Below are 20,429 nucleotides of genomic sequence, written 5' to 3'. Positions count from 1 at the left end.
CGGACAGCGACACGAGACTAGCTCAAGCAGTTCTTGCGATACTCGGCCGGCGTGACGTTCATGTGTCTGCGGAAAATCCGATTGAGATGGCTTTGATCTGAAAATCCGCTCAAGAGCGCAATTTCTTTCAGGGCGAGCCGATCCTTGCGCAGAAACTGACAGGCGCGCTCCACCTTGCGGCTCAGGACATAGGCATGCGGGCGCATGCCATAGTGCACCTGGAACTTGCGCGCGAACTGCACCGGCGAGCAGTTGCAGATACTGGCCAGTTCCTCGAGCGTGATGTTCCTGGAGATGTTCTGCTCGACATAGTCCTCGATCAGCCTTGCATGCGCTGGCCTGAAGCGCCCCTGCGAACAGGGCAGCTTGAATTCCACCGAGGCATAGTTTCGCAAGATGTGCACGCTCGCCTGAAGTGCCAGCGCATCGTAGCAGAGCCGGCCGCCCGGACCGCCTTCGGACACCTCCTGCACCATCCGGTCGCCGATCCAGGTCAGCACCGGATCTTCGATCCTGAGCAGATCGTGGAGCTCGACGCCTTCTGAGTCGCGGTCGAATGCCTCGCTCGCGGTCTTCGTCATCAGGCCCGGCGAGATGTAGAAATGGCTGACCTCGAGGTCATTGCTCCAGCGCCAGTTCGAAGGCTCCGCGCGTGTCAGCAGGGTTGTGACGCCGCGTCCGACGTGATCCTGCTTCCAGGCGCCGGTGACGCGGCGGTTCATCGACGTTGTGCCTTCGCGATAGACGACAATCAGGAAGTTCTCCGACGGCGGCACCCAGATGTCGGACGGCGCATAGCGGAAGACGCGCAGCCTAAAGTCAGCCTTGCCTACCGCGGAACTGTCCAGCATCAATTGGCCGGGAGCGTAGCGTGGCAGCTCCTCGACCGTGATGAATTGGCCCATCGCGTGAGACTCCTTCCCTGAATTGTAAGGCGCGTTGACCGCTTCTGCTTCTCATTGGCCGTACGGCGGAGACGAGCATAAGCCGGTTTTGCCATTTGCCAAGCGAGCCGCGTTGCCGAACTGCAGTACCGGCAAGGGAACGTGCGGCTTCGTTCAAAGGATTGTCCGATTTGTTCAAGCTCCAACCGCCGGAAGACTCATAGCTTCCCCCGTCCCGCACTGACGGGATCAACAATGACGCGCTGCACCACCATCCGATCGCATGACGGGTGGGGAAGATCGTGCGCACTCAAAAATCACCGAGGAGGAAAGAATGGCGGAAGTCGCGACCAAGTCCAATGGAAGCAACGGTTCGCATGGAACCGCGAAGTTCGATGCCGTGGTTGTCGGAGCCGGCGTCGCCGGGCTCTATCAGCTCTATCGTCTGCGCGAGCAGGGATTGAGCGTCAGGGCGATCGACGCCGCGTCAGGCGTCGGCGGCACCTGGTACTGGAATCGATATCCCGGCGCGCGCTTCGATTCTGAGGCCTACATCTATCAGTATCTTTTCTCCGAGGAGCTCTACAAGGGTTGGAGCTGGAGCGAGAAGTTCCCGGGCCAGCCCGAAATCGAACGCTGGATGAACTACGTCGCCGACCGTCTCGATCTGCGCAGGGACATCCAGTTCGGCACGACGGTCAAGAGCGCGCATTTCAACGAGGCCACGCAGCGCTGGCTGGTCACGACCGACCAGGGCGACGTGATCGACACCCAGTTTCTGGTGACCTGCTGCGGCATGCTGTCGGCTCCCTACGTGTCGTTTCCGGGGCAGGAGACTTTCGAGGGGCAGTTGTTCCATACGGCACGCTGGCCAAAGCAGCCTGTCGACCTCGCGGGCAAGCGCGTCGGCGTCATCGGCAACGGTGCGACCGGCATCCAGGTCATCCAGACGATCGTCGGCGATGTCGGCCATCTCAAGGTGTTCATCCGCACGCCGCAATACGTCATCCCGATGAAGAATCCGAAATTTGGAGCCGCGGATGCCGAGGACTACAAGTCGAGATTCAAGTCGCTCACGGAGCGCCTGCCGCGCACCTTCACCGGCTTTGAATACGACTTCGAGCACGCCTGGGCAGACCTCACGCCGGAGCGCCGGCGGGCGGTGATCGAGGATTGCTGGAATGACGGTTCCCTGAAACTATGGATATCCTCGTTCGCCGAGCTGTTCTTCGACCCGGAGGTCAATGCCGAGATCTCCGAATTCGTGCGCGGGAAGATGCGCGAACGGCTCGGGGATCCGAAACTGTGCGATGCGTTGATTCCGGCCGAATATGGATTCGGGACGCACCGTGTACCGCTCGAGCAGAACTTCCTCGAGGTCTTCCATCGTCCCAACGTCGAGATCGTCAGCGTCAAGAGCAATCCGATCGAACGCGTAACGCCGCAGGGCATTCAGACCGCTGACGGTACGGTCCACGAGCTGGATGTCATTGTCCTTGCAACCGGCTTCGACGCCGGCACCGGTGCCTTGACGCGCATCGATATCAGGGGCCGCGACGGCCGATCGCTGAGGGAGGACTGGGGCAGGGACATCCGCACCACGATGGGCCTGCAGGTTCACGGCTATCCCAACCTGTTCACGACCGCCGTCCCGCTCGCGCCGTCGGCCGCGCTGTGCAACATGACCACGTGCCTGCAGCAGCAGGTCGAATGGATCGATGACTGCATCAGGTACATGCGCAGCAAGAACCTGAAGGTGGTCGAGCCGACAAAGGACGCCCAGGATGGCTGGGTGGCCCATCACGACGAGATCGCGAATGCGACGCTGATCGCGAAGACCAGTTCCTGGTACCTGGGCTCGAACGTCGAAGGCAAGCCGCGCCGTGTCCTGTCGTATTGCGGCGGCGTCGGCGCCTATCGGCAGAAGTGCGACGAGGTCGCGGCGAACGGTTACGAGGGCTTCGCGATGCAATGAGCGCTCGCGATGCGAGCGTCGACCATATCAATCCAATCCAGGCACGGAAGGACGATCATGATCATGAATTTTGGCGCGACGGCAGATGCCGTTCTCGACGGCGTCGTCACATCCACACCGCGCGTGCCCGGCGTTGTCGCAATGGTGACGGACCGCCAGCGCAACATCTATGAAGGGGCGGCCGGCAAACGCCGTCTCGATCAGCCGGCGGACATGACCACCGACAGCGTCTTCGCCATCTTCTCCACGACCAAGGCGATTACCGGCACGGCCGTTCTGCAACTCGTCGAGGAGGGCAAGCTCGATCTCGATGCGCCCGCGAAGCGCTACGCGCCCGAGATCGGAAAGCTGCAGGTGATCGAGGGCTTCGATGCAGCGGGCGAGCCGATCCTGCGCGCGCCGAGGCGGGATATTACCACGCGCATGCTGATGACCCACACGGCGGGCCTGAGCTACGATTTCATCAACCACACCTATAACCGGCTGGCCCAGGAGAAAGGGCAGCCCAGCGTGATCACCGCGACCAAAGCCTGCCTGATGACCCCGCTGCTGTTCGATCCCGGCGAGCGCTGGGACTATGGGACAAATCTCGACTGGTGCGGCCAGATCGTCGAGGCCATCACGGGCAAGCGACTCGGTGAGGTCTTCAAGACGCGCATCTTCGAACCGCTCGGGATCAAGGACATGACCTTCGAGCTGACCGACGCTATGCGCAAGAAATTGGCCGGCATCCACGCGCGAAACGCCGACGGGTCGCTGACGCCGATGGATTTCGAGCTTCCGGCAAAGCCCGAGGTCCACATGGGCGGCCACGGCCTGTACGGCACGGTCGGCGACTACATGCGTTTCATCCGCATGTGGCTGAATGACGGGGCTGGCGAGCACGGTCGCGTGCTGAAGGCCGAAACCGTGCGGATGGCGGAAAAGAACCATATGGGCGACAAGAAGGTAACGCCGATCACAGGCGTCATCCCGTCGCTTTGCAACGACGCGGAATTCTTTCCGGGTCAATCCAAATCCTGGGCGCTGAGCTTCATGGTCAACGACGAGGAAGCCCCGACGGGACGTCCCGCCGGCGCGCTGGGCTGGGCCGGGCTTGCCAACCTGTTCTACTGGATCGATCGGCAGAACAATGTCGGCGGGTTCTGGGCCACCCAGATTCTGCCCTTCGGCGATCCGACGTCGTTCATCGGCTATATGAACTTCGAGACGGCGTTCTACCAGAGCCAGAGGCAGCGCTTGGCAAGCTAGGACCATGACGCGAGAACGGCATCGTCGCTATCGACCGAGGCCGTTTTCTCTCGAAGGTCAGCGTGACCGAGATATGCCCTAGCCCCGCCCGCGATAGGGCGCGACGCCTTGCTCGGGCACCCATAGGCCCTTCGGTACGCGGCCGGTCTGCCAGAACACGTCGATCGGGATGCCGCCGCGCGGATACCAGTAGCCGCCGATGCGCAGCCACTTCGGCTTGATCTCGCTGGCGATACGCTTGCCGATCATCACGGTGCAGTCCTCGTGGAAGGCGCCATGATTGCGGAAGCTCGCGATGTAGAGCTTGAGCGACTTCGACTCCAGCAGCCACGCACCCGGCGCGTAGTCGATCGTCAGATGCGCGAAGTCAGGCTGGCCAGTGACCGGGCACAGCGAGGTGAATTCCGGCACGGTGAAGCGCACCAGGTAATCGGTGCCCTTTTGCGGATTGGGCACGCGGTCGAGCTGGGCTTCTTCCGGTGTGTGCGGCCACTCGACCGCCCGGCCGAGCTGGAGGGATTTCTTCGCCATCGTCGTCACATCCTGTTTCGGGTGCCGGGAATGGACGCAAATGCCGCTGCCGTCAACCGCTCGCGATCGTCTGGATCATGACGATCCGGTCGTTGCCGGACTCGCAGCCCCAGAGCTCGCCCGGCCTGCCATCGAGCTGGCGCACATTGGCGTTGGCCTTGTCGCTGACGAACACGTTGAACCGCTCGGTGGTGGGATCGAAGCGCACGATGGCGTTGGCGGAGAAATCCGTGAGCCAGACCTTGTCCTTGTCGTCGACGTAGACCGCGTAGGCGCGGGGACGTTCGCCCGGCAGCTTCCACGTCTTCCAGAAGCCATTGGCGGGATCGTGCACCGAGACATGGCCGCTATTCCACTCGCTGACCCAGATCAGGCCCTTCGAATCCGACCAGACGCGCCGCGCGCCCTGGTTCGGCGTCGGCGGTTCGGCCACGGTCGCATTCCCGCTCGCGAGATCGATCTTCGCGATGTAGCTGCCGGCGAGCGAGGCGTACCAGACATCGCCCTTGGGCGTGACAGTGATGCTGTAGGGACCGATGCCCTTCGGCGCCTTGAACACATTCATCTCGCCGGTCTTCGGCGCGAGCCGGCCGTAATAACCGGATTGGCCGGTGAACCAGTAGGTGCCTTGCTTGTCGAACACGCCAGTGTTGAGATTGGCGTAGGCGAACTTTTCCGGCAGGCGGAACAACGTGACCTTGAGATCGCCGGGGTCGACCCGCGCGATCGCGTTCTGGCCGCCCTCGGTGATCCAGGGCGCGCCGTCGGGACCGATGGTCACGCCATGCGGCGCTGCGCCCTGGCCGAGGCTCACCGTCTTGAAACTGCCATCCCGGGGATCGAGCCTGCCGAGCAGGCCCTTGCCCTGCGCCGTGAACCAAACCGCGCCGTCAGGAGCGGGCGTGAGATCGTGCAGGCCGACGCCCGGGCTGACCGGATAGTATTTTGTCCGGAATGGGGCGTCCTGCGCAAACCCTGGGCGGGCGGTGAGCAGCGCGGCGCTCGAAGCAAGAAACTGGCGGCGATTCATGGCGTTACCCCGACTGTTTCAGATTGAGGTTGGGCACGCGGACCAGATGCAGTCGAGCATAATCTCAGGCGCTTCACGCGTCAGTCGAAGCGGCTCTTCCAAGCGTTCACATTTGCTTGCGGCCCGTGTAAGACCCGCGGCACCGATCAGCCCTAACGAACGGAAGTGGACATCATGACCGCCATCATCGACATCATCGGCCGCGAAATCCTCGATAGCCGGGGCAATCCCACCGTCGAGGTCGATGTCGTGCTGGAGGACGGCGCGCTCGGCCGCGCCGCGGTGCCGTCGGGCGCCTCCACCGGCGCCCACGAGGCCGTGGAACTGCGCGACGGCGACAAGGCCCGCTATCTCGGCAAGGGCGTCTCCAAGGCAGTCGGCGCCGTCAACGGCGAGATCTTCGAGGCCCTGAGCGGCCTCGACGTCGAGCAGCAGGCCCAGATCGACCAGATCATGATCGACCTCGACGGCACGCCGAACAAGAGCCGGCTGGGCGCCAACGCCATCCTCGGCGTCTCGCTTGCCTGCGCCAAGGCCGCGGCGAACTCGCTGGACATGCCGCTCTACCGTTACGTCGGCGGCACCTCCGCGCGCCTGTTGCCGGTGCCGATGATGAACATCATCAATGGCGGCGTGCATGCCGACAACCCGATCGACTTCCAGGAGTTCATGATCCTCCCCGTCGGCGCGTCGAGCTTTGCCGAGGGCCTCCGCTACGGCGCCGAGGTGTTCCACACACTGAAGTCGGAGCTCAAGAAAGCCGGCCACAACACCAATGTCGGCGACGAGGGTGGCTTCGCCCCGAACCTGCCGTCGGCCGACGCCGCGCTCGACTTCGTCATGAACGCGATCGGCAAGGCCGGCTTCAAGGCGGGCACCGACATCGTGCTCGGCCTCGACTGCGCCTCGACCGAGTTCTTCAAGGACGGCAAATACGTCTATGAAGGCGAGGGCAAGACCCGCTCGATCTCCGAGCAGGCGAAGTATCTTGCAGACCTGGTCTCGCGCTATCCGATCGTGACCATCGAGGACGGCATGTCGGAAGACGACATGGACGGCTGGAAGGAGCTCACCGACCTCATCGGCAGGAAGTGCCAGCTGGTCGGCGACGATCTCTTCGTCACCAACGTCAAGCGCCTCGCCGAAGGCATCAAGGCTGGCCGCGCCAACTCGATCCTGATCAAGGTCAACCAGATCGGCACGCTGACCGAGACGCTCGCCGCCGTCGAGATGGCGCACAAGGCCGGCTACACCTCGGTGATGTCGCACCGCTCTGGCGAGACCGAGGATTCCACCATCGCCGACCTCGCGGTCGCCACCAATTGCGGTCAGATCAAGACCGGCTCCCTTGCGCGGTCGGATCGCACCGCCAAATACAATCAGCTCCTGCGCATCGAGCAGCAGCTCGGCAAGCAGGCGCTCTACGGCGGCAAGGCGGCACTGAAGGCGCTGGCATAAGCCGGCGCTTCGACCCGCGCAAAGACGGACAGGGGAGGATCGACATGAGCGACGGCAAGACCGGACTGCAATTGCGTTCGCTGCTGAAGAAGAGCGGCGAGCTGGAATTGTCCCTCGTGAATGTCCCGACGCCGGAGCCGGCCGACGATGAGGTGGTGGTTCGCGTCGAGGCCACGCCGATCAACCCGTCCGATCTCGGGCTTCTGATCGGGGCGGCCGACATGTCGGCCGCCAAGGCTTCCGGCACCAGGGAGATGCCTGTCATCACCGCCACGATGCCGGAAGCTGCGATGCGGATGATGACGGCCAGGTTCGATCAGTCGCTGCCGGTCGGCAACGAGGGTGCCGGCACGGTGATCCGGACCGGATCGTCGGACGCGGCGAAGGCGCTGATGGGCAAGACGGTGTCGATGATCGGCGGTGCGATGTACACACAGTACCGCGTGCTCAAGGTCCGCGACGTCATGGAGCTGCCAGCCGGCACCACGGCCGCGGACGGCGCGTCCTGGTTCGTCAATCCGCTGACAGCGCTCGGCATGACCGAGACGATGCGGCGCGAGAACCACAAGGCGCTCGTGCACACGGCCGCCGCCTCCAATCTCGGCCAGATGCTCAACAAGATATGCATCAAGGACGGCATCGGCCTCGTCAACATCGTCAGGAGCAAGGAGCAGGCCGACATCCTGCACAAGATCGGCGCCAAGCACGTCGTGGATTCCAGCGCGCCTGATTTCATGGACGACCTCACCAACGCACTGGTCGAGACCGGCGCCACCATCGCCTTCGACGCGATTGGCGGCGGCAAGCTGGCGAGCCAGATTCTGACCGCCATGGAAATCGCGGCCAACAAGACCGCGAAGGAATATAGCCGCTACGGCTCCAACGTGTACAAGCAGGTCTACATCTATGGCAGCCTCGACACGCGTCCGACGGAGCTGAACCGCTCGTTCGGCCTGAGCTGGGGCGTCGGCGGCTGGCTGCTGACGCCGTTCCTCCAGAAGATCGGCCCGGCCGAGATCGGCCGCCTGCGCCAACGCGTGGCGTCCGAGCTGAAGACCACCTTCGCCAGTCACTACACCAAGGTGGTGTCGCTTCCCGAGGTGCTCGATCCCGCCAACATCGCGGTGTACGCCAAACGCGCCACCGGCGAAAAATTTCTCATCAACCCGAATAAGTAATCGTGACCTGCGACGGCGCGTGCCCCCGGGGGCAGGGGCCGGCCGCGCCGGCCTATCCTGGATTGGGCGGCATGTTCATGCCTGAGCAGTCGGGCGAACGACGATCTCGCCGACATCCACGCCATCCGGTTGCGCTATCGCGAAAGCGATGGCTTCTGCGATCGCGCTCGCTGGAATGGCCAGCGCCTTCATGCTTGCCAGCCCCTCCGCCCGTAGCGCGGAATCCGTCATGGAGGATGGAAGCTCGGTGTCGACATAACCGGGGGAGATGGTCGTCACCCGAAGCGACGGGCCGGCCTCCTGACGAAGCCCTTCGGAAATCGCCCTGACGGCGTTCTTCGATCCCGCGTAGACGGCCATTGTCGGAACGATCTTGATGCCGGCGGTCGACAGGGTGTTGACGAAGTGGCCAAAGCCCTGACGACGGAAGACGGGAAGGGCCGCAGCGATCCCGTAGAGCACGCCTTTCACGTTCACGTCGATCATATCATCCCAATCGTCGACCCTTAGATCGTCCAGACGGGAAATCGGTGCAATCCCGGCATTGTTGATCATGACGTCCAGCTTTCCGCATCGGTCTGTCGCGAAACCGATGAGCCTGGCGACATCCTCGCGCTGCCTGACGTCGGTGACGAGATACGACGCCTTTCCGCCCTTCGAGGTGATGCTCGCGGTCAGCATCTCCAGCCTCTCGGAACGCCGTGCGGCGAGGACCACGATGGCGCCACGTTCTGCGAGATGCCGGGCCGTGGCTTCGCCAATTCCGCTGCTGGCGCCCGTAATGGCGATGACCTTGCCTGCGATGCCTGTCATAGGTGTTCCATCCAATTCGCTGCGCGATGAAATTCGCATCGGTCGCGAGGATGATCTATGTTTGAAATGCTCGAAAATCGTCGAGATCGGATCAAGCCTTGGACAAACTTTCGGACGAGCGCTTCGACAAGCACTTGGGCAAACAGTTGGGCAAGACCTCGGACCCTCTGTCCCAGGCCTTCTCACTCTTGGACGTTCGCGCTGCGCGTTGCACGAGGTTCGAGGCGGGCGGCAATTGGTCGTATCGGTTCCCGGCAAAACCCGCCCTGAAGTTCGGTGCGGTCATCCGAGGCGATTGCTGGATCGATTTTGGCGACGAAGCCCATCATCGGCTTGCCAGCGGCGACTGTTTTCTTCTGGCCCATGCACCAGCCTACGTTCTGGCCAACGACGAACGCCTCGCTCCCGAAGACGGAATAGCGGCGTTCGATTGGGCGCAGTCGGATGTCGCGCGTGGCGCGGGGAGCGATACCGTTCTCCTTGCCGGCAGTTTCGGTTTCGAGGCATCAGACGCCGAATTGCTGCTCGATGCCCTGCCTCGCTTTCTGCTCATACCATCGCGCAGTCCGTCGGCAGCCGTCGTTCATTCCACGCTCCACATTCTCGACCTTGAAATCAGGGGGACGGGAATCGGAACGGCCGTACTCACCGACAGGCTCGCCGACGTCCTGCTCGTCCAGGTGCTCCGCGCGGCGCTAGATCAGGGGGCCGGCGAGGGACTTGGATGGATCAACGCGCTGGTCGATGCCAGGATCGGCAAGGCAATCAGGCTGATGCACGAAGACGCTGCTCACCCCTGGACCCTGGAAGCATTGGCCGACGCGATCGCAATGTCGCGATCCGCATTTTCGAAGCGGTTCAAGTCCCTGGTGGGGCTGGCGCCGCTCGACTACCTCCTTCGGTGGCGAATGCGGCTTGCGCGCGATCAGCTGCGACGTGGTGCGACCGTGTCGGCAACCGCCGCGCAGCTGGGATATTCGTCGGAGAGCGCCTTCGGGCATGCCTTCAAACGAATCTACGGTCATGCACCGAAGCGATACTGGCGTGGAAAGGCCGCCGGCGAAAAATTCCCCATCGCCCCAAATAAATAATCGTGACGTGCGACGGCACGTCACCGAAAGAAGGTCTTGCCTTCCGAGCGACGCGGGGGATTATTCCGCCGCCATTTGAAGCGGAAGAACCGCAAGGCGCTCAGAAGGGACATTTCCATGACCGATCTCAATCGCCGTCACCTACTCGCGGGCGCCGCCGCCATGGGCGCGGCGGCCGTCACCGGGCTCGGGCCCATCGCCGCGAATGCCGCAGCCCCGCAAGCCGGGACACAGGCGCCGGGCTTCTATCGCTACAAGGTCGGCAGCTTCGAGTGCACCTCGATCAACGATGGCGCCCGCACCTTCCCGATGCCGGACAAGTTCGTCGTCAACATTCCGAAGGAAGAGGCGCTGGCGGCCGGCGCGGCGGCCTACATGCCGAAGGGCATGGTCACCGTGCCGTTCAACCCGCAGCTCATCAACACCGGCTCCAAGCTGGTCCTGATCGACACCGGCAACGGCATTGCGAATTTCGAGGCGAGCAAGGGCGCGGTCGGCCGCACGCTGCAAAACCTTCAGGCCGCCGGCGTCGACCCCAAGAACGTCGACGTCGTGCTGTTGTCGCATCTGCACCCCGACCATACCAACGGCATCCGTTTGGCCGACGGCGCGCTGGCCTTCCCGAATGCGGAGATCATGGTGCCGGGCAAGGACTGGGAGTTCTGGACCAGCGAGGACAACGCCGCCAAGGCCGAAGCCAATCCGATGATGAAGAACTACTTCGCCAACGTGAAGAAGACCTTCGCCGGCCTCGAATCCAAGGTGACGAAGTACGAATGGGGCAAGGAGGTCGCGCCCGGCATCACCTCCATCGCGACACCCGGCCACACGCCGGGGCACACCTCCTTCGCGGTCGCATCTGGCGATGCCAAGGTGCTGATCCAGTCCGACGTCACCAACATTCCGGAGTTCTTCCTGCGCAATCCGGACTGGCACGTGCTGTTCGACAACGATGCCGCGATGGCGCAAGCGACGCGCCACAAGTTCTACGACATGGCGGCAGCGGAAAAGGCGACCGTGATCGGCTTCCACTTCGCCTTCCCCTCGGTTGGCCATGTCGAGAAGGACGGCGCCAAGTATCGCCTGATCCCGTCGGCGTGGAATCCGACGATCTGATCCGCACGCGGCGTTTGCACGAACGATCGGGCCGCCGCTTGGCGGCCCGATTTGTTTGTTTGGTCTGCATTCGCGAAACGCAGCGTTTCCAAATCGGACCAATTCATGCACTTGCATCCATCGGTCCGGATGGCTTAAGTGCCGCCCCGGCACTCCCGCTCAAGCCCTCGAGGACATTCCATGGCCTATAACATCGTCACGATCGCCGGCAGCCTGCGCAAGGACAGCTTCTCGCTCAAGATCGCCAATGCGCTCGCCAAGCTGGCGCCTGGCTCGCTCAAGCTCGAGGTCGTCACGCCGGCAGGCATCTCGTTCTTCAACCAGGACCTCGAGGGTGCGCCGCCCGCGGACTGGCTCGCCTTCCGCGAAAAGCTCCAGAAATCGAACGGCGTCCTGTTCGTCACGCCCGAATACAACCGCTCGATCCCGGGCGTCCTGAAGAACGCCATCGACGTTGCCTCGCGGCCCTACGGCAAGAGCTCGTTCCTCGGCAAGCCGGTCGGCATCATCTCCAACTCGCCGGGGCTGCTCGGCGGAGTCAGCGCGGCCAAGCATCTGCAGAACATTCTGCCGGGCATTTCCGGTCCGGTTCTCCAGCAGCCGGAAATCTACCTCAGTGGCGTCGGCGACGCCTTCGACGCGGACGGCAATTTGACCAAGGACTCCCTCAAGACGGTGCTGCAGCAATACATCGACGCGTTCGCTGCGCATGTGGCGAAAAATCAGGGCTGAGGTCTAAGCCAAGGCTGCTCAACTCTCCGTCATGCCCGGGCTTGTCCCGGGCATCCACGTTCTTCGTTATCGCAGGCAAAGTACGTGGATGGCCGGGACAAGCCCGGCCATGGCGGGATAGTGTGCCTCGTTTTGCCAATTAGCACTCCCTTAACCAACCTGTCCCATCTTCGCAGAATGGTCTCCCGCGCCCGCCTGAAATCGATCCTGACTGGCCTTGCCCTCTATGCGATGGCGGCGGCCATCGTCGGCTATTTCGGCGTCAACGCCTATACCGGCAAATACGGCCTCAACGCGCGCCAGGAGCTCGACCAGGAGATCATCGCGCTGACCAGCGAGCTGGCCCAGCTCAAGCGTGAGCGCGCCAGGAGCGAACAGCGGGTGTCGCTGCTGCGGTCCGAGAAGATCGACCCCGACATGCTGGACGAGCGAGCGCGCTTCCAGCTCGACTATGTCAATCCGCGCGATCTCGTTCGGATGATCCCGGCGAAGTAGCGCATCCGCAGCTTTCGAAAGCGGCACCGAAAGCCGCTGTCGAAACCGACTTGCGTGCCTCTATTCCAGCGAAAGTCGTAGGCCTGGAGCCGGACGGCCGCCTTGACGGCCGCGCCGCAACGGGCGCATGGCTTCTGTCGCCTGTGTTGACGCAGATCAACCGGGCAGCACCGGCAGTTTCTAGACTGCCATCCGGAGGAAACAGTGATGAATGGGTCAATGCCCCGGCATCACGCGGCCCGTGTCGAGGCCGCCATCGCGTCAGGCCAGGCGGCTCGGTCCGCGCTCGTGGCCTCGTGGCGTCGTTCCTCCCGGTTGCATCATCTCGATCCCGGCGGCCGCACCGCGCCGATGCGGCTGACCGAAGCCGAGCTGCAGCGGGCGCGCGAACGTGTCGCGCCGCTTCTGGCCGCGGCGCAAGGCGCGATGGACCGGCTGTATCAAGCCGTCGGCGCCGCGGGCTGCTGCGTGCTGCTCGCCGACGGCGATGGCGTGCCGGTCGATCGCCGCGGCACGGTGGCGGACGACGCGACGTTTCAGTCCTGGGGCCTGTGGACTGGTGCGCTCTGGAGCGAGGAGCACGAGGGCACCAACGGCATCGGCACCTGCCTCGTCGAGCAGCGCCCGCTGACGATCGATCGCGACCAGCATTTCTTTGCCCGCAATACGCTTCTGAGCTGCACCGCCGTTCCGATCTACGATCATGAGGCGGCGGTCGCGGGCGTGCTCGACGTCTCCTCCTGCCGGGCCGACCGCACCGACGCCTTCGCCAGCCTGATCGCACTCGCGACGGGCGAGGCCGCCAAGCGTATCGAGGCCGACCTGTTTCGAAAGGCTTTTGCCGATGCCCGCATCGTGCTGACGCAAGCGGCGGACGGAAGTTGCAGCGGCCTCGTTGCAGTCGATGCGGACGATCTCGTGATCGGCGCGACCCGCTCCGCCCGGGTGGCGCTCGGAATTGCGCCCGGCCGGGCCTTGCAGCCGGTGCCTGCCGCCGACCTTCTCGGCGGTGATACCGCACGCGATCATCTTGCCGGCGGCCAGCGCGCGGTCTTGCAGCGGGCGCTGCTTCGCGCCGGCGGCAATGTCTCGGCAGCCGCCAAGGCCCTCGGTGTCAGCCGCGCCACGCTGCACAGAAAGCTCAAGCGGTTCGAGCTGAACCACTAAGCTGCGCCGTTTCGTCAATCGCAATGACGGGCCGCCCTACCTGTCGCAGAAGTGCGACAGGTCCGCCCCACCATCGCTCCCGCCCGGGCTGACAGAAAACGCCTCCCGCATCATCGTCGGCGCAAGTCGTGAACACACGGCGACAAGCAAGCAGCAAAGATCGGGAGTGATCAATGAACAAGGTGGAATTCCTCAGCGTCACCAAAGTTCCCTTTGCCGAACGCTACGACAATTTCATCGGCGGCAGGTTCGTGGCGCCGATCTCCGGCAAGTATTTCGACAATGCCTCGCCGGTGACCGGCCAGATCGTCTGCAAGATCGCGCGGTCCGACGCGCAGGACGTCGAGGCGGCGCTCGACGCGGCGCACGCCGCCAAGGCCGCCTGGGGCCGCACCAGCGTCGCCGAGCGCGCCGCGGTCCTGAACAAGATCGCCGACCGCATGGAAGACAATCTCGAGCGCCTTGCGATTGCCGAGACGTGGGACAACGGCAAGCCGATCCGAGAGACCCGCGCCGCCGACCTGCCGCTCGCGATCGATCACTTCCGCTATTTCGCCGGTGTCGTGCGCGCCCAGGAGGGCTCGATCGGCGAGATCGACCACGACACCATTGCCTATCATTTCCACGAGCCGCTCGGCGTGGTCGGCCAGATCATTCCCTGGAACTTCCCGCTGCTGATGGCCTGCTGGAAGCTCGCCCCCGCGCTCGCCGCCGGCAATTGCGTGGTGCTCAAGCCCGCCGAGCAGACGCCGGCGTCGATCATGGTGTGGGCCGAGATCATCGCGGATATCCTGCCGCCCGGTGTCCTCAATATCGTCAACGGCTTTGGCCTGGAGGCCGGCAAGCCGCTGGCGTCCAGCCCGCGCATCGCCAAGATCGCCTTCACCGGCGAGACGTCGACGGGCCGGCTGATCATGCAGTATGCCAGCCAGAACCTCATTCCGGTTACGCTTGAGCTCGGCGGCAAGTCGCCGAACATCTTCTTCAAGGACGTCATCGCCGAAGACGACGACTTCTTCGACAAGGCGATCGAAGGCTTCGTCATGTTCGCGCTGAACCAGGGCGAGGTCTGCACCTGTCCGAGCCGGGCGCTGGTCCACGCGGATATCTATGACCGCTTCATGGAGAGGGCGCTGAAGCGCGTCGCCGCGATCAAGCAGGGCGATCCGCGCGATCCCACGACCATGATCGGCGCTCAGGCATCCAGCGAGCAACTGTCCAAGATTCTCTCCTACATCGACATCGGCAGGCAGGAGGGCGCCAAGGTGCTCGCCGGCGGCGGCCGTGCCGAGCTCCCGGGCGATCTCGCCGGCGGCTTCTACGTCCAGCCGACCGTGTTCGAGGGCCACAACAAGATGCGCATCTTCCAGGAGGAGATTTTCGGCCCCGTCGTCTCGGTCACGACCTTCAGGAGCGATGAGGAGGCGCTCGCGATCGCCAACGACACGCTCTACGGATTGGGTGCCGGCGTCTGGAGCCGCGACGCCAATCGCTGCTACCGCTTCGGCCGGGAGATCCAGGCCGGCCGGGTCTGGACCAACTGCTACCATGCCTATCCCGCGCATGCGGCCTTCGGCGGCTACAAGCAGTCGGGCGTCGGGCGCGAGACCCACAAGATGATGCTCGATCACTATCAGCAGACCAAGAACCTCCTGGTCAGCTATAGCCCCAAGAAGCTCGGATTCTTCTGATGAGGGATGTCCCGCTCAGGAGGCCGTCATGCCCGGGCTTGTCCCGGGCATCCACGTCCTCCGTGCCGCGGGGCAAGGCGTGGATGGCCGGGACGAGCCCGGCCATGACGTCGCGGAAGCTGCAGCGCCCCATTCGTGGGACGAGTTTTCGACCGGCAGGATTCTGTTGGTTCGCAGGTTCTTGATCCGCTCACGAATTCGCGCGCGCCGTGGCGCGCATAGATTTGTTGCCCGATCGGCGCCAAAGATTTTGCAATATTTCGATCACGTTGCAGTGCGGCATAATGAAAGGCGTGTCATGCCGCCGCGGTGCTTTCGCACGCGATTGACTTGGGTTAGAGAGGGCGAAAGTTTTCTCTGACCCGGAATTCCCATGGCCGCCCCCAAGAAAGCCGCCGCAAGCCCTCCACAGGACAAGACCGACGGCGGTTCGCCTCCGGAATTCACCAGGGAGCAGGAGCTCAAGGCGCTCCGCGACATGCTGCTGATCCGTCGGTTCGAGGAAAAGGCAGGCCAGCTCTACGGCATGGGCGCGATCGGCGGCTTCTGTCACCTCTATATCGGCCAGGAGGCCGTGGTGGTCGGCATGCAGATGGCGCTGAAGCAGGGCGACCAGGTCATTACCGGCTATCGCGATCACGGCCACATGCTTGCCACCGGCATGGATGCCAACGGCGTCATGGCCGAGCTCACGGGCCGCCACGGCGGCTACTCCAAGGGCAAGGGCGGCTCCATGCACATGTTCAGCAAGGAGAAGCACTTTTATGGCGGCCATGGCATCGTCGGTGCCCAGGTCTCGCTCGGCACCGGTCTCGCCTTCGCCAATCACTATCGCGGCAACGACAATGTCAGCGTCACCTATTTCGGCGACGGCGCGGCCAATCAGGGCCAGGTCTATGAGAGCTTCAACATGGCGGAGCTCTGGAAGCTGCCGGTGATCTACGTCATCGAGAACAACCGCTACGCCATGGGCACATCGGTCTCGCGCGCCTCGGCGCAGCAGGATTTTTCCAAGCGCGGCGTCTCCTTCAACATCCCCGGCAAGCAGGTCGACGGCATGGACGTCCGTGCCGTGAAGGCGGCGGGCGAGGAGGCGGCGGCCTGGTGCCGCGCCGGCAAGGGGCCCTTCATCCTGGAGATGCAGACCTACCGCTATCGCGGGCACTCGATGTCCGACCCTGCAAAATATCGCACGCGCGAGGAGGTCGAGAAGGTCCGCCACGACCAGGATCCGATCGAGCAGGTGCGCAACCGCCTCCTGGCGGCGAAGGTCAGCGAGCAGGATCTGAAGGCGATCGATGCCGAAGTGCGCGACATCGTCAACGCCGCCGCCGATTTCGCCCAGCACGATCCAGAGCCGGATGCCGCCGAGCTCTGGACCGACGTTTATCGCTGAACGCGCGCAAGCTTTCTTTTGGAGTCGATATGCCAATTCAAGTGCTGATGCCCGCGCTCTCGCCCACGATGGAGAAGGGTAACCTCGCCAAATGGCTGAAGAAAGAGGGCGAGACGATCAAGTCCGGCGACGTCATCGCCGAGATCGAGACCGATAAGGCGACCATGGAGGTCGAGGCGACCGACGAAGGCACGCTCGGCAAGATCCTGATCCCCGAGGGCACCGCCGACGTTGCGGTGAACACGCCGATCGCCACCATTCTCGCCGACGGCGAGAGCGCCGCTGATCTCGGCAAGGCGTCCGCGCCGGCCAAGCAGGAGAAGGCTGCCGAGTCAGCGGCCGCGGCCAAGGCCGAGGCGCCGCAGCCGAAGGCCGCGCCGGCTGCCCCGCAGGCCGTTGCCGAGCCGGATCCGGAAGTGCCCGCCGGCACCGAGATGGTGACGCAGACCATCCGCGAAGCGCTGCGCGATGCCATGGCCGAAGAGATGCGCCGCGACGCGGACGTCTTCGTGATGGGTGAAGAGGTCGCCGAATATCAGGGCGCCTACAAGGTGACCCAGGGCCTGCTCCAGGAATTCGGCGCCAAGCGCGTCATCGACACCCCGATCACCGAGCACGGGTTTGCCGGCGTCGGCGTCGGTGCCGCGATGACCGGCCTGAAGCCGATCGTCGAGTTCATGACCTTCAACTTCGCCATGCAGGCGATCGACCAGATCATCAACTCCGCGGCCAAGACGCTGTACATGTCCGGCGGCCAGATGGGCTGCTCGATCGTGTTCCGCGGACCCAACGGTGCGGCCGCGCGCGTTGCCGCCCAGCACAGCCAGGATTACTCGTCCTGGTACTCGCACATTCCGGGCCTGAAGGTGGTCGCGCCGTATTCGGCAGCCGACGCCAAGGGCCTGCTCAAGGCTGCGATCCGCGATCCCAATCCGGTGATCTTCCTCGAGAACGAGGTGCTCTACGGTCACACCGGCGAAGTGCCCAAGCTGGATGATTTCATCATCCCGATCGGCAAGGCACGCATCGTGCGCTCCGGCAGCCACGTCACCATCATCTCCTGGTCGAATGGCATGACCTATGCGCTCAAGGCCGCCGACGAACTCGCCAAGGACGGCATCGAGGCCGAGGTGATCGACCTGCGCACGCTGCGCCCGATGGACACCGAGACCATCATCAACTCCGTCAAGAAGACCGGTCGCGCGGTCACAGTGGAAGAGGGTTGGGCCCAGAGCGGCGTCGGCGCCGAGATCGCCGCGCGCATCATGGAGAACGCTTTCGACTATCTGGACGCGCCGGTCGCGCGCGTCTCCGGCAAGGACGTCCCGATGCCTTATGCCGCGAACCTGGAGAAGCTCGCGCTGCCTTCGGCGGCGGAAGTCGTCGAGGCCGCCAAAGCCGTTTGCTACAGGTAGATCATGGCGGGCCCCAAGGAGCAGCCACTGCCACCCGACGTCATGGACCGCGAGGACGCGGTCGAGATCCTGCGCGTGTTCGTGCTGGACGGCGGGCTGTCGATGGCGTTCCAGCGCGCCTTCGAGGAGCCCGACATGTGGGGCCTCTTGCTCGTCGATCTCGCCCGCCATGCCGCGCGCGCCTATGCGCGCGAAAGCGAATACACCGAGGAGGACGCGTTGAACCGGATCCTCGACATGTTCCAGGCCGAGATCGAGCGTCCCACCGACACCGGCACCACGACGCCGCGCGGGAAGGGGCACTGACCATGGCGATCGAATCCTATCACTTCGATTTCATGCTCGAGGCGATCCGCGAGGCTGAAGCCTCGATCGCGCAAGGCGGTCTGCCGATCGGTGCCGTGCTGACGCGCGACAACAAGATCATCGCCCGCGGCCACAACAACCGCGTGCAGGAGAACAACGTGATCCTGCACGGCGAGATGAGCTGCCTGCGCGAAGCCGGCGCGATCAAGTTCCACGACACCGTCATGTACACCACTCTGTCGCCATGCTCGATGTGCGCCGGCGCGCTCGCGCTGTTCAAGGTCAAGCTGGTGGTGATCGGGGAATCCGTCACCTTCGAAGGCTCCAAGGACATCCTCGACAAGTTCGGGATCCCCTGGATCGACCTTGCCGACGACCGCTCCATCACCATGATGAAGAATTGGCGTTCCATCCCGGCCAATGAGCGCCTGTGGCAGGGCGACATCGGCAACTAAACCTGGTCTGTTCGTCTTCGCATCGAGGACGACGTTTTTGAGAAGTTCTTCGTGAGGTCAGCATGCCCATCAACATCCTGATGCCCGCTCTGTCGCCGACGATGGAGAAGGGCAACCTCGCCAAGTGGCTGAAGAAGGAAGGCGACAAGGTCAAATCCGGCGACGTGATCGCCGAGATCGAGACCGACAAGGCGACCATGGAGGTCGAGGCGATCGACGAGGGCACGATCGCCAAGATCCTGGTGCCCGAGGGTACGCAGGATGTCCCGGTCAACGACGTGATCGCCGTGCTCGCCGGCGAAGGTGAGGACGTGAAGGCTGCGGGTAGTAGCGCCAAGCCCAGCGCTTCGGCCGCGCCGCCCAAATCTGCTGAAAAGACGGCAGGCAAGCCCGCTGAGGCTGCTGCGCCGGCTCCGGCGCCCGCCGCGCCCAAGGCCGCTCCGCCGCCCGCCGCCGCACCTGCGCCGCAGGCGGCAGCGCAAAGCAACGGCCATGGCGGCCGCGTGTTCTCGTCGCCGCTGGCGCGGCGTCTGGCCAAGGACGCCGGCATCGATGTCTCGATGATTGCAGGTACCGGTCCACATGGCCGCGTGGTCGCCCGCGACGTCGAGCAGGCCAAATCGGGCAAGGGCCTCAAGGCGCCAGCTGCTGCTCCGTCGTCCGCGCCTTCGATCGCGCCGACCATGTCGGACAAGCAGATCCTGTCGCTGTTCGAGCCCGGCTCCTACGACATCGTCCCGCATGACGGCATGCGCCGCACCATTGCGCAGCGCCTGACCGCATCGATCCAGAACGTCCCGCACTTCTACCTCACCATCGACTGCGACATCGGCAAGCTGCTCGCCGCGCGCGAGGAGATCAATGCGGCTGCTCCCAAGGACAAGGAGAAGAAGCCGCTCTACAAGATCTCGGTCAACGACTTCGTCATCAAGGCGATGGCGGTGGCGCTGCAGAAGATCCCGAACTGCAACGTGAGCTGGACCGAAAGCGGCATGGTCAAGCATCACCATTCCGACGTCGGTGTTGCCGTCGCGATGCCCGGCGGCCTGATCACGCCGATCATCCGCAAAGCGGAGACCAAGACGCTCTCGATCATCTCCAACGAGATGAAGGACTTTGCCGCGCGCGCCCGCTCGCGCAAGCTCAAGCCCGAGGAGTACCAGGGCGGCACCACGGCCGTTTCCAACCTCGGCATGTACGGCATCAGCCACTTCACTGCCGTGATCAACCCGCCTCATGCGACGATCCTTGCTGTCGGCACCAGCGAGGAGCGCCCCGTGGTGCGCGGCGGCAAGATCGAGATCGCGCACATGATGAGCGTGACCTTGTCCTGCGATCACCGCGCCATCGACGGCGCGCTCGGCGCCGAGCTGATCGGCGCCTTCAAGCAGCTGATCGAAAACCCCGTCATGATGATGGTCTGACGCGGCGGCAGAGGGGGCAAC

The 20,429-nt window shown here is 63.9% G+C and carries 19 protein-coding genes; 15 read left to right on the top strand and 4 right to left on the bottom strand.

The genetic code is table 11. From position 1 onward, the window contains the following. Nucleotides 1–17: 17 nt before the first annotated feature. Entirely contained in the window at nucleotides 18–905 is an 888-nt protein-coding gene (locus ABIA42_RS15420; protein ID WP_370112619.1) for a helix-turn-helix domain-containing protein, read from the bottom strand. A 313-nt stretch (nucleotides 906–1,218) separates the two neighbouring features. Here ABIA42_RS15420 and ABIA42_RS15415 point away from each other — a divergent pair, with 313 nt between their 5' ends. Continuing rightward, on the top strand, nucleotides 1,219–2,859 hold the full coding sequence (locus tag ABIA42_RS15415; protein ID WP_370112621.1) for a flavin-containing monooxygenase: 1,641 nt from the start codon (nucleotides 1,219–1,221) through the stop codon (nucleotides 2,857–2,859). A gap of 57 nt (nucleotides 2,860–2,916) precedes the next feature. Beyond that, on the top strand, nucleotides 2,917–4,110 hold the full coding sequence (locus ABIA42_RS15410; protein WP_271528182.1) for a serine hydrolase: 1,194 nt from the start codon (nucleotides 2,917–2,919) through the stop codon (nucleotides 4,108–4,110). 78 nt (nucleotides 4,111–4,188) lie between these two features. On the opposite strand, the gene queF is transcribed toward ABIA42_RS15410, so the two are convergent. Next, nucleotides 4,189–4,641, bottom strand: a complete 453-nt coding sequence (queF, locus tag ABIA42_RS15405) for a preQ(1) synthase (RefSeq protein ID WP_370112623.1) — start codon at nucleotides 4,639–4,641, stop codon at nucleotides 4,189–4,191. A 52-nt stretch (nucleotides 4,642–4,693) separates the two neighbouring features. Beyond that, on the bottom strand, nucleotides 4,694–5,671 hold the full coding sequence (locus tag ABIA42_RS15400; protein ID WP_370112625.1) for a lyase: 978 nt from the start codon (nucleotides 5,669–5,671) through the stop codon (nucleotides 4,694–4,696). Nucleotides 5,672–5,845: 174 nt separating this feature from the next. Here ABIA42_RS15400 and eno point away from each other — a divergent pair, with 174 nt between their 5' ends. Continuing rightward, complete coding sequence (eno, locus tag ABIA42_RS15395) at nucleotides 5,846–7,129, top strand: phosphopyruvate hydratase (RefSeq protein ID WP_370112627.1); 1,284 nt, start codon at nucleotides 5,846–5,848, stop codon at nucleotides 7,127–7,129. Nucleotides 7,130–7,173: 44 nt separating this feature from the next. Then, nucleotides 7,174–8,307, top strand: a complete 1,134-nt coding sequence (locus ABIA42_RS15390) for a zinc-binding dehydrogenase (RefSeq protein ID WP_370112629.1) — start codon at nucleotides 7,174–7,176, stop codon at nucleotides 8,305–8,307. A 75-nt stretch (nucleotides 8,308–8,382) separates the two neighbouring features. Here ABIA42_RS15390 and ABIA42_RS15385 read toward each other — a convergent pair whose 3' ends face one another. Then, the gene (locus ABIA42_RS15385) at nucleotides 8,383–9,120 is read right to left on the bottom strand and encodes an SDR family oxidoreductase (protein ID WP_370123457.1); all 738 of its coding nucleotides are present in this window, start codon (nucleotides 9,118–9,120) and stop codon (nucleotides 8,383–8,385) included. Between the two features lie 134 nt (nucleotides 9,121–9,254). Here ABIA42_RS15385 and ABIA42_RS15380 point away from each other — a divergent pair, with 134 nt between their 5' ends. The 11 genes from ABIA42_RS15380 (at nucleotide 9,255) to ABIA42_RS15330 (ending at nucleotide 20,408) form a co-directional block, all read left to right on the top strand. Continuing rightward, entirely contained in the window at nucleotides 9,255–10,211 is a 957-nt protein-coding gene (locus ABIA42_RS15380; protein ID WP_370123460.1) for an AraC family transcriptional regulator, read from the top strand. 117 nt (nucleotides 10,212–10,328) lie between these two features. After that, the gene (locus ABIA42_RS15375; RefSeq protein WP_370112631.1) at nucleotides 10,329–11,327 is read left to right on the top strand and encodes an MBL fold metallo-hydrolase; all 999 of its coding nucleotides are present in this window, start codon (nucleotides 10,329–10,331) and stop codon (nucleotides 11,325–11,327) included. Nucleotides 11,328–11,507: 180 nt separating this feature from the next. After that, nucleotides 11,508–12,059, top strand: coding sequence for an NADPH-dependent FMN reductase (locus tag ABIA42_RS15370; RefSeq protein WP_271528189.1), 552 nt, complete (start codon nucleotides 11,508–11,510; stop codon nucleotides 12,057–12,059). A gap of 177 nt (nucleotides 12,060–12,236) precedes the next feature. Next, nucleotides 12,237–12,554 carry a septum formation initiator family protein gene (locus tag ABIA42_RS15365; RefSeq protein ID WP_028177591.1) on the top strand — a complete coding sequence of 106 codons (318 nt, stop codon included), beginning with the start codon at nucleotides 12,237–12,239 and terminating at the stop codon, nucleotides 12,552–12,554. Between the two features lie 207 nt (nucleotides 12,555–12,761). After that, nucleotides 12,762–13,721 carry a GAF domain-containing protein gene (locus tag ABIA42_RS15360; RefSeq protein ID WP_370112634.1) on the top strand — a complete coding sequence of 320 codons (960 nt, stop codon included), beginning with the start codon at nucleotides 12,762–12,764 and terminating at the stop codon, nucleotides 13,719–13,721. 173 nt (nucleotides 13,722–13,894) lie between these two features. Further along, nucleotides 13,895–15,412, top strand: coding sequence for an aldehyde dehydrogenase (gene adh / locus ABIA42_RS15355; RefSeq protein WP_370112636.1), 1,518 nt, complete (start codon nucleotides 13,895–13,897; stop codon nucleotides 15,410–15,412). A gap of 373 nt (nucleotides 15,413–15,785) precedes the next feature. Beyond that, the gene (pdhA, locus tag ABIA42_RS15350) at nucleotides 15,786–16,808 is read left to right on the top strand and encodes a pyruvate dehydrogenase (acetyl-transferring) E1 component subunit alpha (protein ID WP_028177589.1); all 1,023 of its coding nucleotides are present in this window, start codon (nucleotides 15,786–15,788) and stop codon (nucleotides 16,806–16,808) included. Nucleotides 16,809–16,837: 29 nt separating this feature from the next. Further along, the gene (locus tag ABIA42_RS15345; RefSeq protein WP_271528192.1) at nucleotides 16,838–18,223 is read left to right on the top strand and encodes a pyruvate dehydrogenase complex E1 component subunit beta; all 1,386 of its coding nucleotides are present in this window, start codon (nucleotides 16,838–16,840) and stop codon (nucleotides 18,221–18,223) included. A gap of 3 nt (nucleotides 18,224–18,226) precedes the next feature. Beyond that, a complete protein-coding gene (locus ABIA42_RS15340) occupies nucleotides 18,227–18,529 on the top strand; it encodes a DUF5076 domain-containing protein (RefSeq protein ID WP_061881819.1) in 303 nt (100 codons plus the stop codon). Between the two features lie 2 nt (nucleotides 18,530–18,531). Then, the gene (locus ABIA42_RS15335) at nucleotides 18,532–18,984 is read left to right on the top strand and encodes a nucleoside deaminase (RefSeq protein WP_035672010.1); all 453 of its coding nucleotides are present in this window, start codon (nucleotides 18,532–18,534) and stop codon (nucleotides 18,982–18,984) included. Nucleotides 18,985–19,046: 62 nt separating this feature from the next. Continuing rightward, nucleotides 19,047–20,408, top strand: coding sequence for a pyruvate dehydrogenase complex dihydrolipoamide acetyltransferase (locus ABIA42_RS15330; protein WP_370112639.1), 1,362 nt, complete (start codon nucleotides 19,047–19,049; stop codon nucleotides 20,406–20,408). Nucleotides 20,409–20,429 lie beyond the last annotated feature (21 nt).

The organism is Bradyrhizobium sp. USDA 327 (assembly GCF_041262065.1).
GTDB lineage: Bacteria > Pseudomonadota > Alphaproteobacteria > Rhizobiales > Xanthobacteraceae > Bradyrhizobium > Bradyrhizobium liaoningense.
The sequence above is the reverse complement of the archived record's forward strand: the minus strand, read 5'-3'. Positions and strand labels throughout refer to the sequence as shown.

Coding starts and splice junctions, on each gene's coding strand:
- ABIA42_RS15420 (WP_370112619.1), bottom strand. CDS start 905: ATGGGCCAATTCATCACGGTCGAGGAGCTGCCACGCTACGCTCCCGGC.
- ABIA42_RS15415 (WP_370112621.1), top strand. CDS start 1,219: ATGGCGGAAGTCGCGACCAAGTCCAATGGAAGCAACGGTTCGCATGGA.
- ABIA42_RS15410 (WP_271528182.1), top strand. CDS start 2,917: ATGATCATGAATTTTGGCGCGACGGCAGATGCCGTTCTCGACGGCGTC.
- queF (WP_370112623.1), bottom strand. CDS start 4,641: ATGGCGAAGAAATCCCTCCAGCTCGGCCGGGCGGTCGAGTGGCCGCAC.
- ABIA42_RS15400 (WP_370112625.1), bottom strand. CDS start 5,671: ATGAATCGCCGCCAGTTTCTTGCTTCGAGCGCCGCGCTGCTCACCGCC.
- eno (WP_370112627.1), top strand. CDS start 5,846: ATGACCGCCATCATCGACATCATCGGCCGCGAAATCCTCGATAGCCGG.
- ABIA42_RS15390 (WP_370112629.1), top strand. CDS start 7,174: ATGAGCGACGGCAAGACCGGACTGCAATTGCGTTCGCTGCTGAAGAAG.
- ABIA42_RS15385 (WP_370123457.1), bottom strand. CDS start 9,120: ATGACAGGCATCGCAGGCAAGGTCATCGCCATTACGGGCGCCAGCAGC.
- ABIA42_RS15375 (WP_370112631.1), top strand. CDS start 10,329: ATGACCGATCTCAATCGCCGTCACCTACTCGCGGGCGCCGCCGCCATG.
- ABIA42_RS15370 (WP_271528189.1), top strand. CDS start 11,508: ATGGCCTATAACATCGTCACGATCGCCGGCAGCCTGCGCAAGGACAGC.
- ABIA42_RS15365 (WP_028177591.1), top strand. CDS start 12,237: ATGGTCTCCCGCGCCCGCCTGAAATCGATCCTGACTGGCCTTGCCCTC.
- ABIA42_RS15360 (WP_370112634.1), top strand. CDS start 12,762: ATGAATGGGTCAATGCCCCGGCATCACGCGGCCCGTGTCGAGGCCGCC.
- adh (WP_370112636.1), top strand. CDS start 13,895: ATGAACAAGGTGGAATTCCTCAGCGTCACCAAAGTTCCCTTTGCCGAA.
- pdhA (WP_028177589.1), top strand. CDS start 15,786: ATGGCCGCCCCCAAGAAAGCCGCCGCAAGCCCTCCACAGGACAAGACC.
- ABIA42_RS15345 (WP_271528192.1), top strand. CDS start 16,838: ATGCCAATTCAAGTGCTGATGCCCGCGCTCTCGCCCACGATGGAGAAG.
- ABIA42_RS15340 (WP_061881819.1), top strand. CDS start 18,227: ATGGCGGGCCCCAAGGAGCAGCCACTGCCACCCGACGTCATGGACCGC.
- ABIA42_RS15335 (WP_035672010.1), top strand. CDS start 18,532: ATGGCGATCGAATCCTATCACTTCGATTTCATGCTCGAGGCGATCCGC.
- ABIA42_RS15330 (WP_370112639.1), top strand. CDS start 19,047: ATGCCCATCAACATCCTGATGCCCGCTCTGTCGCCGACGATGGAGAAG.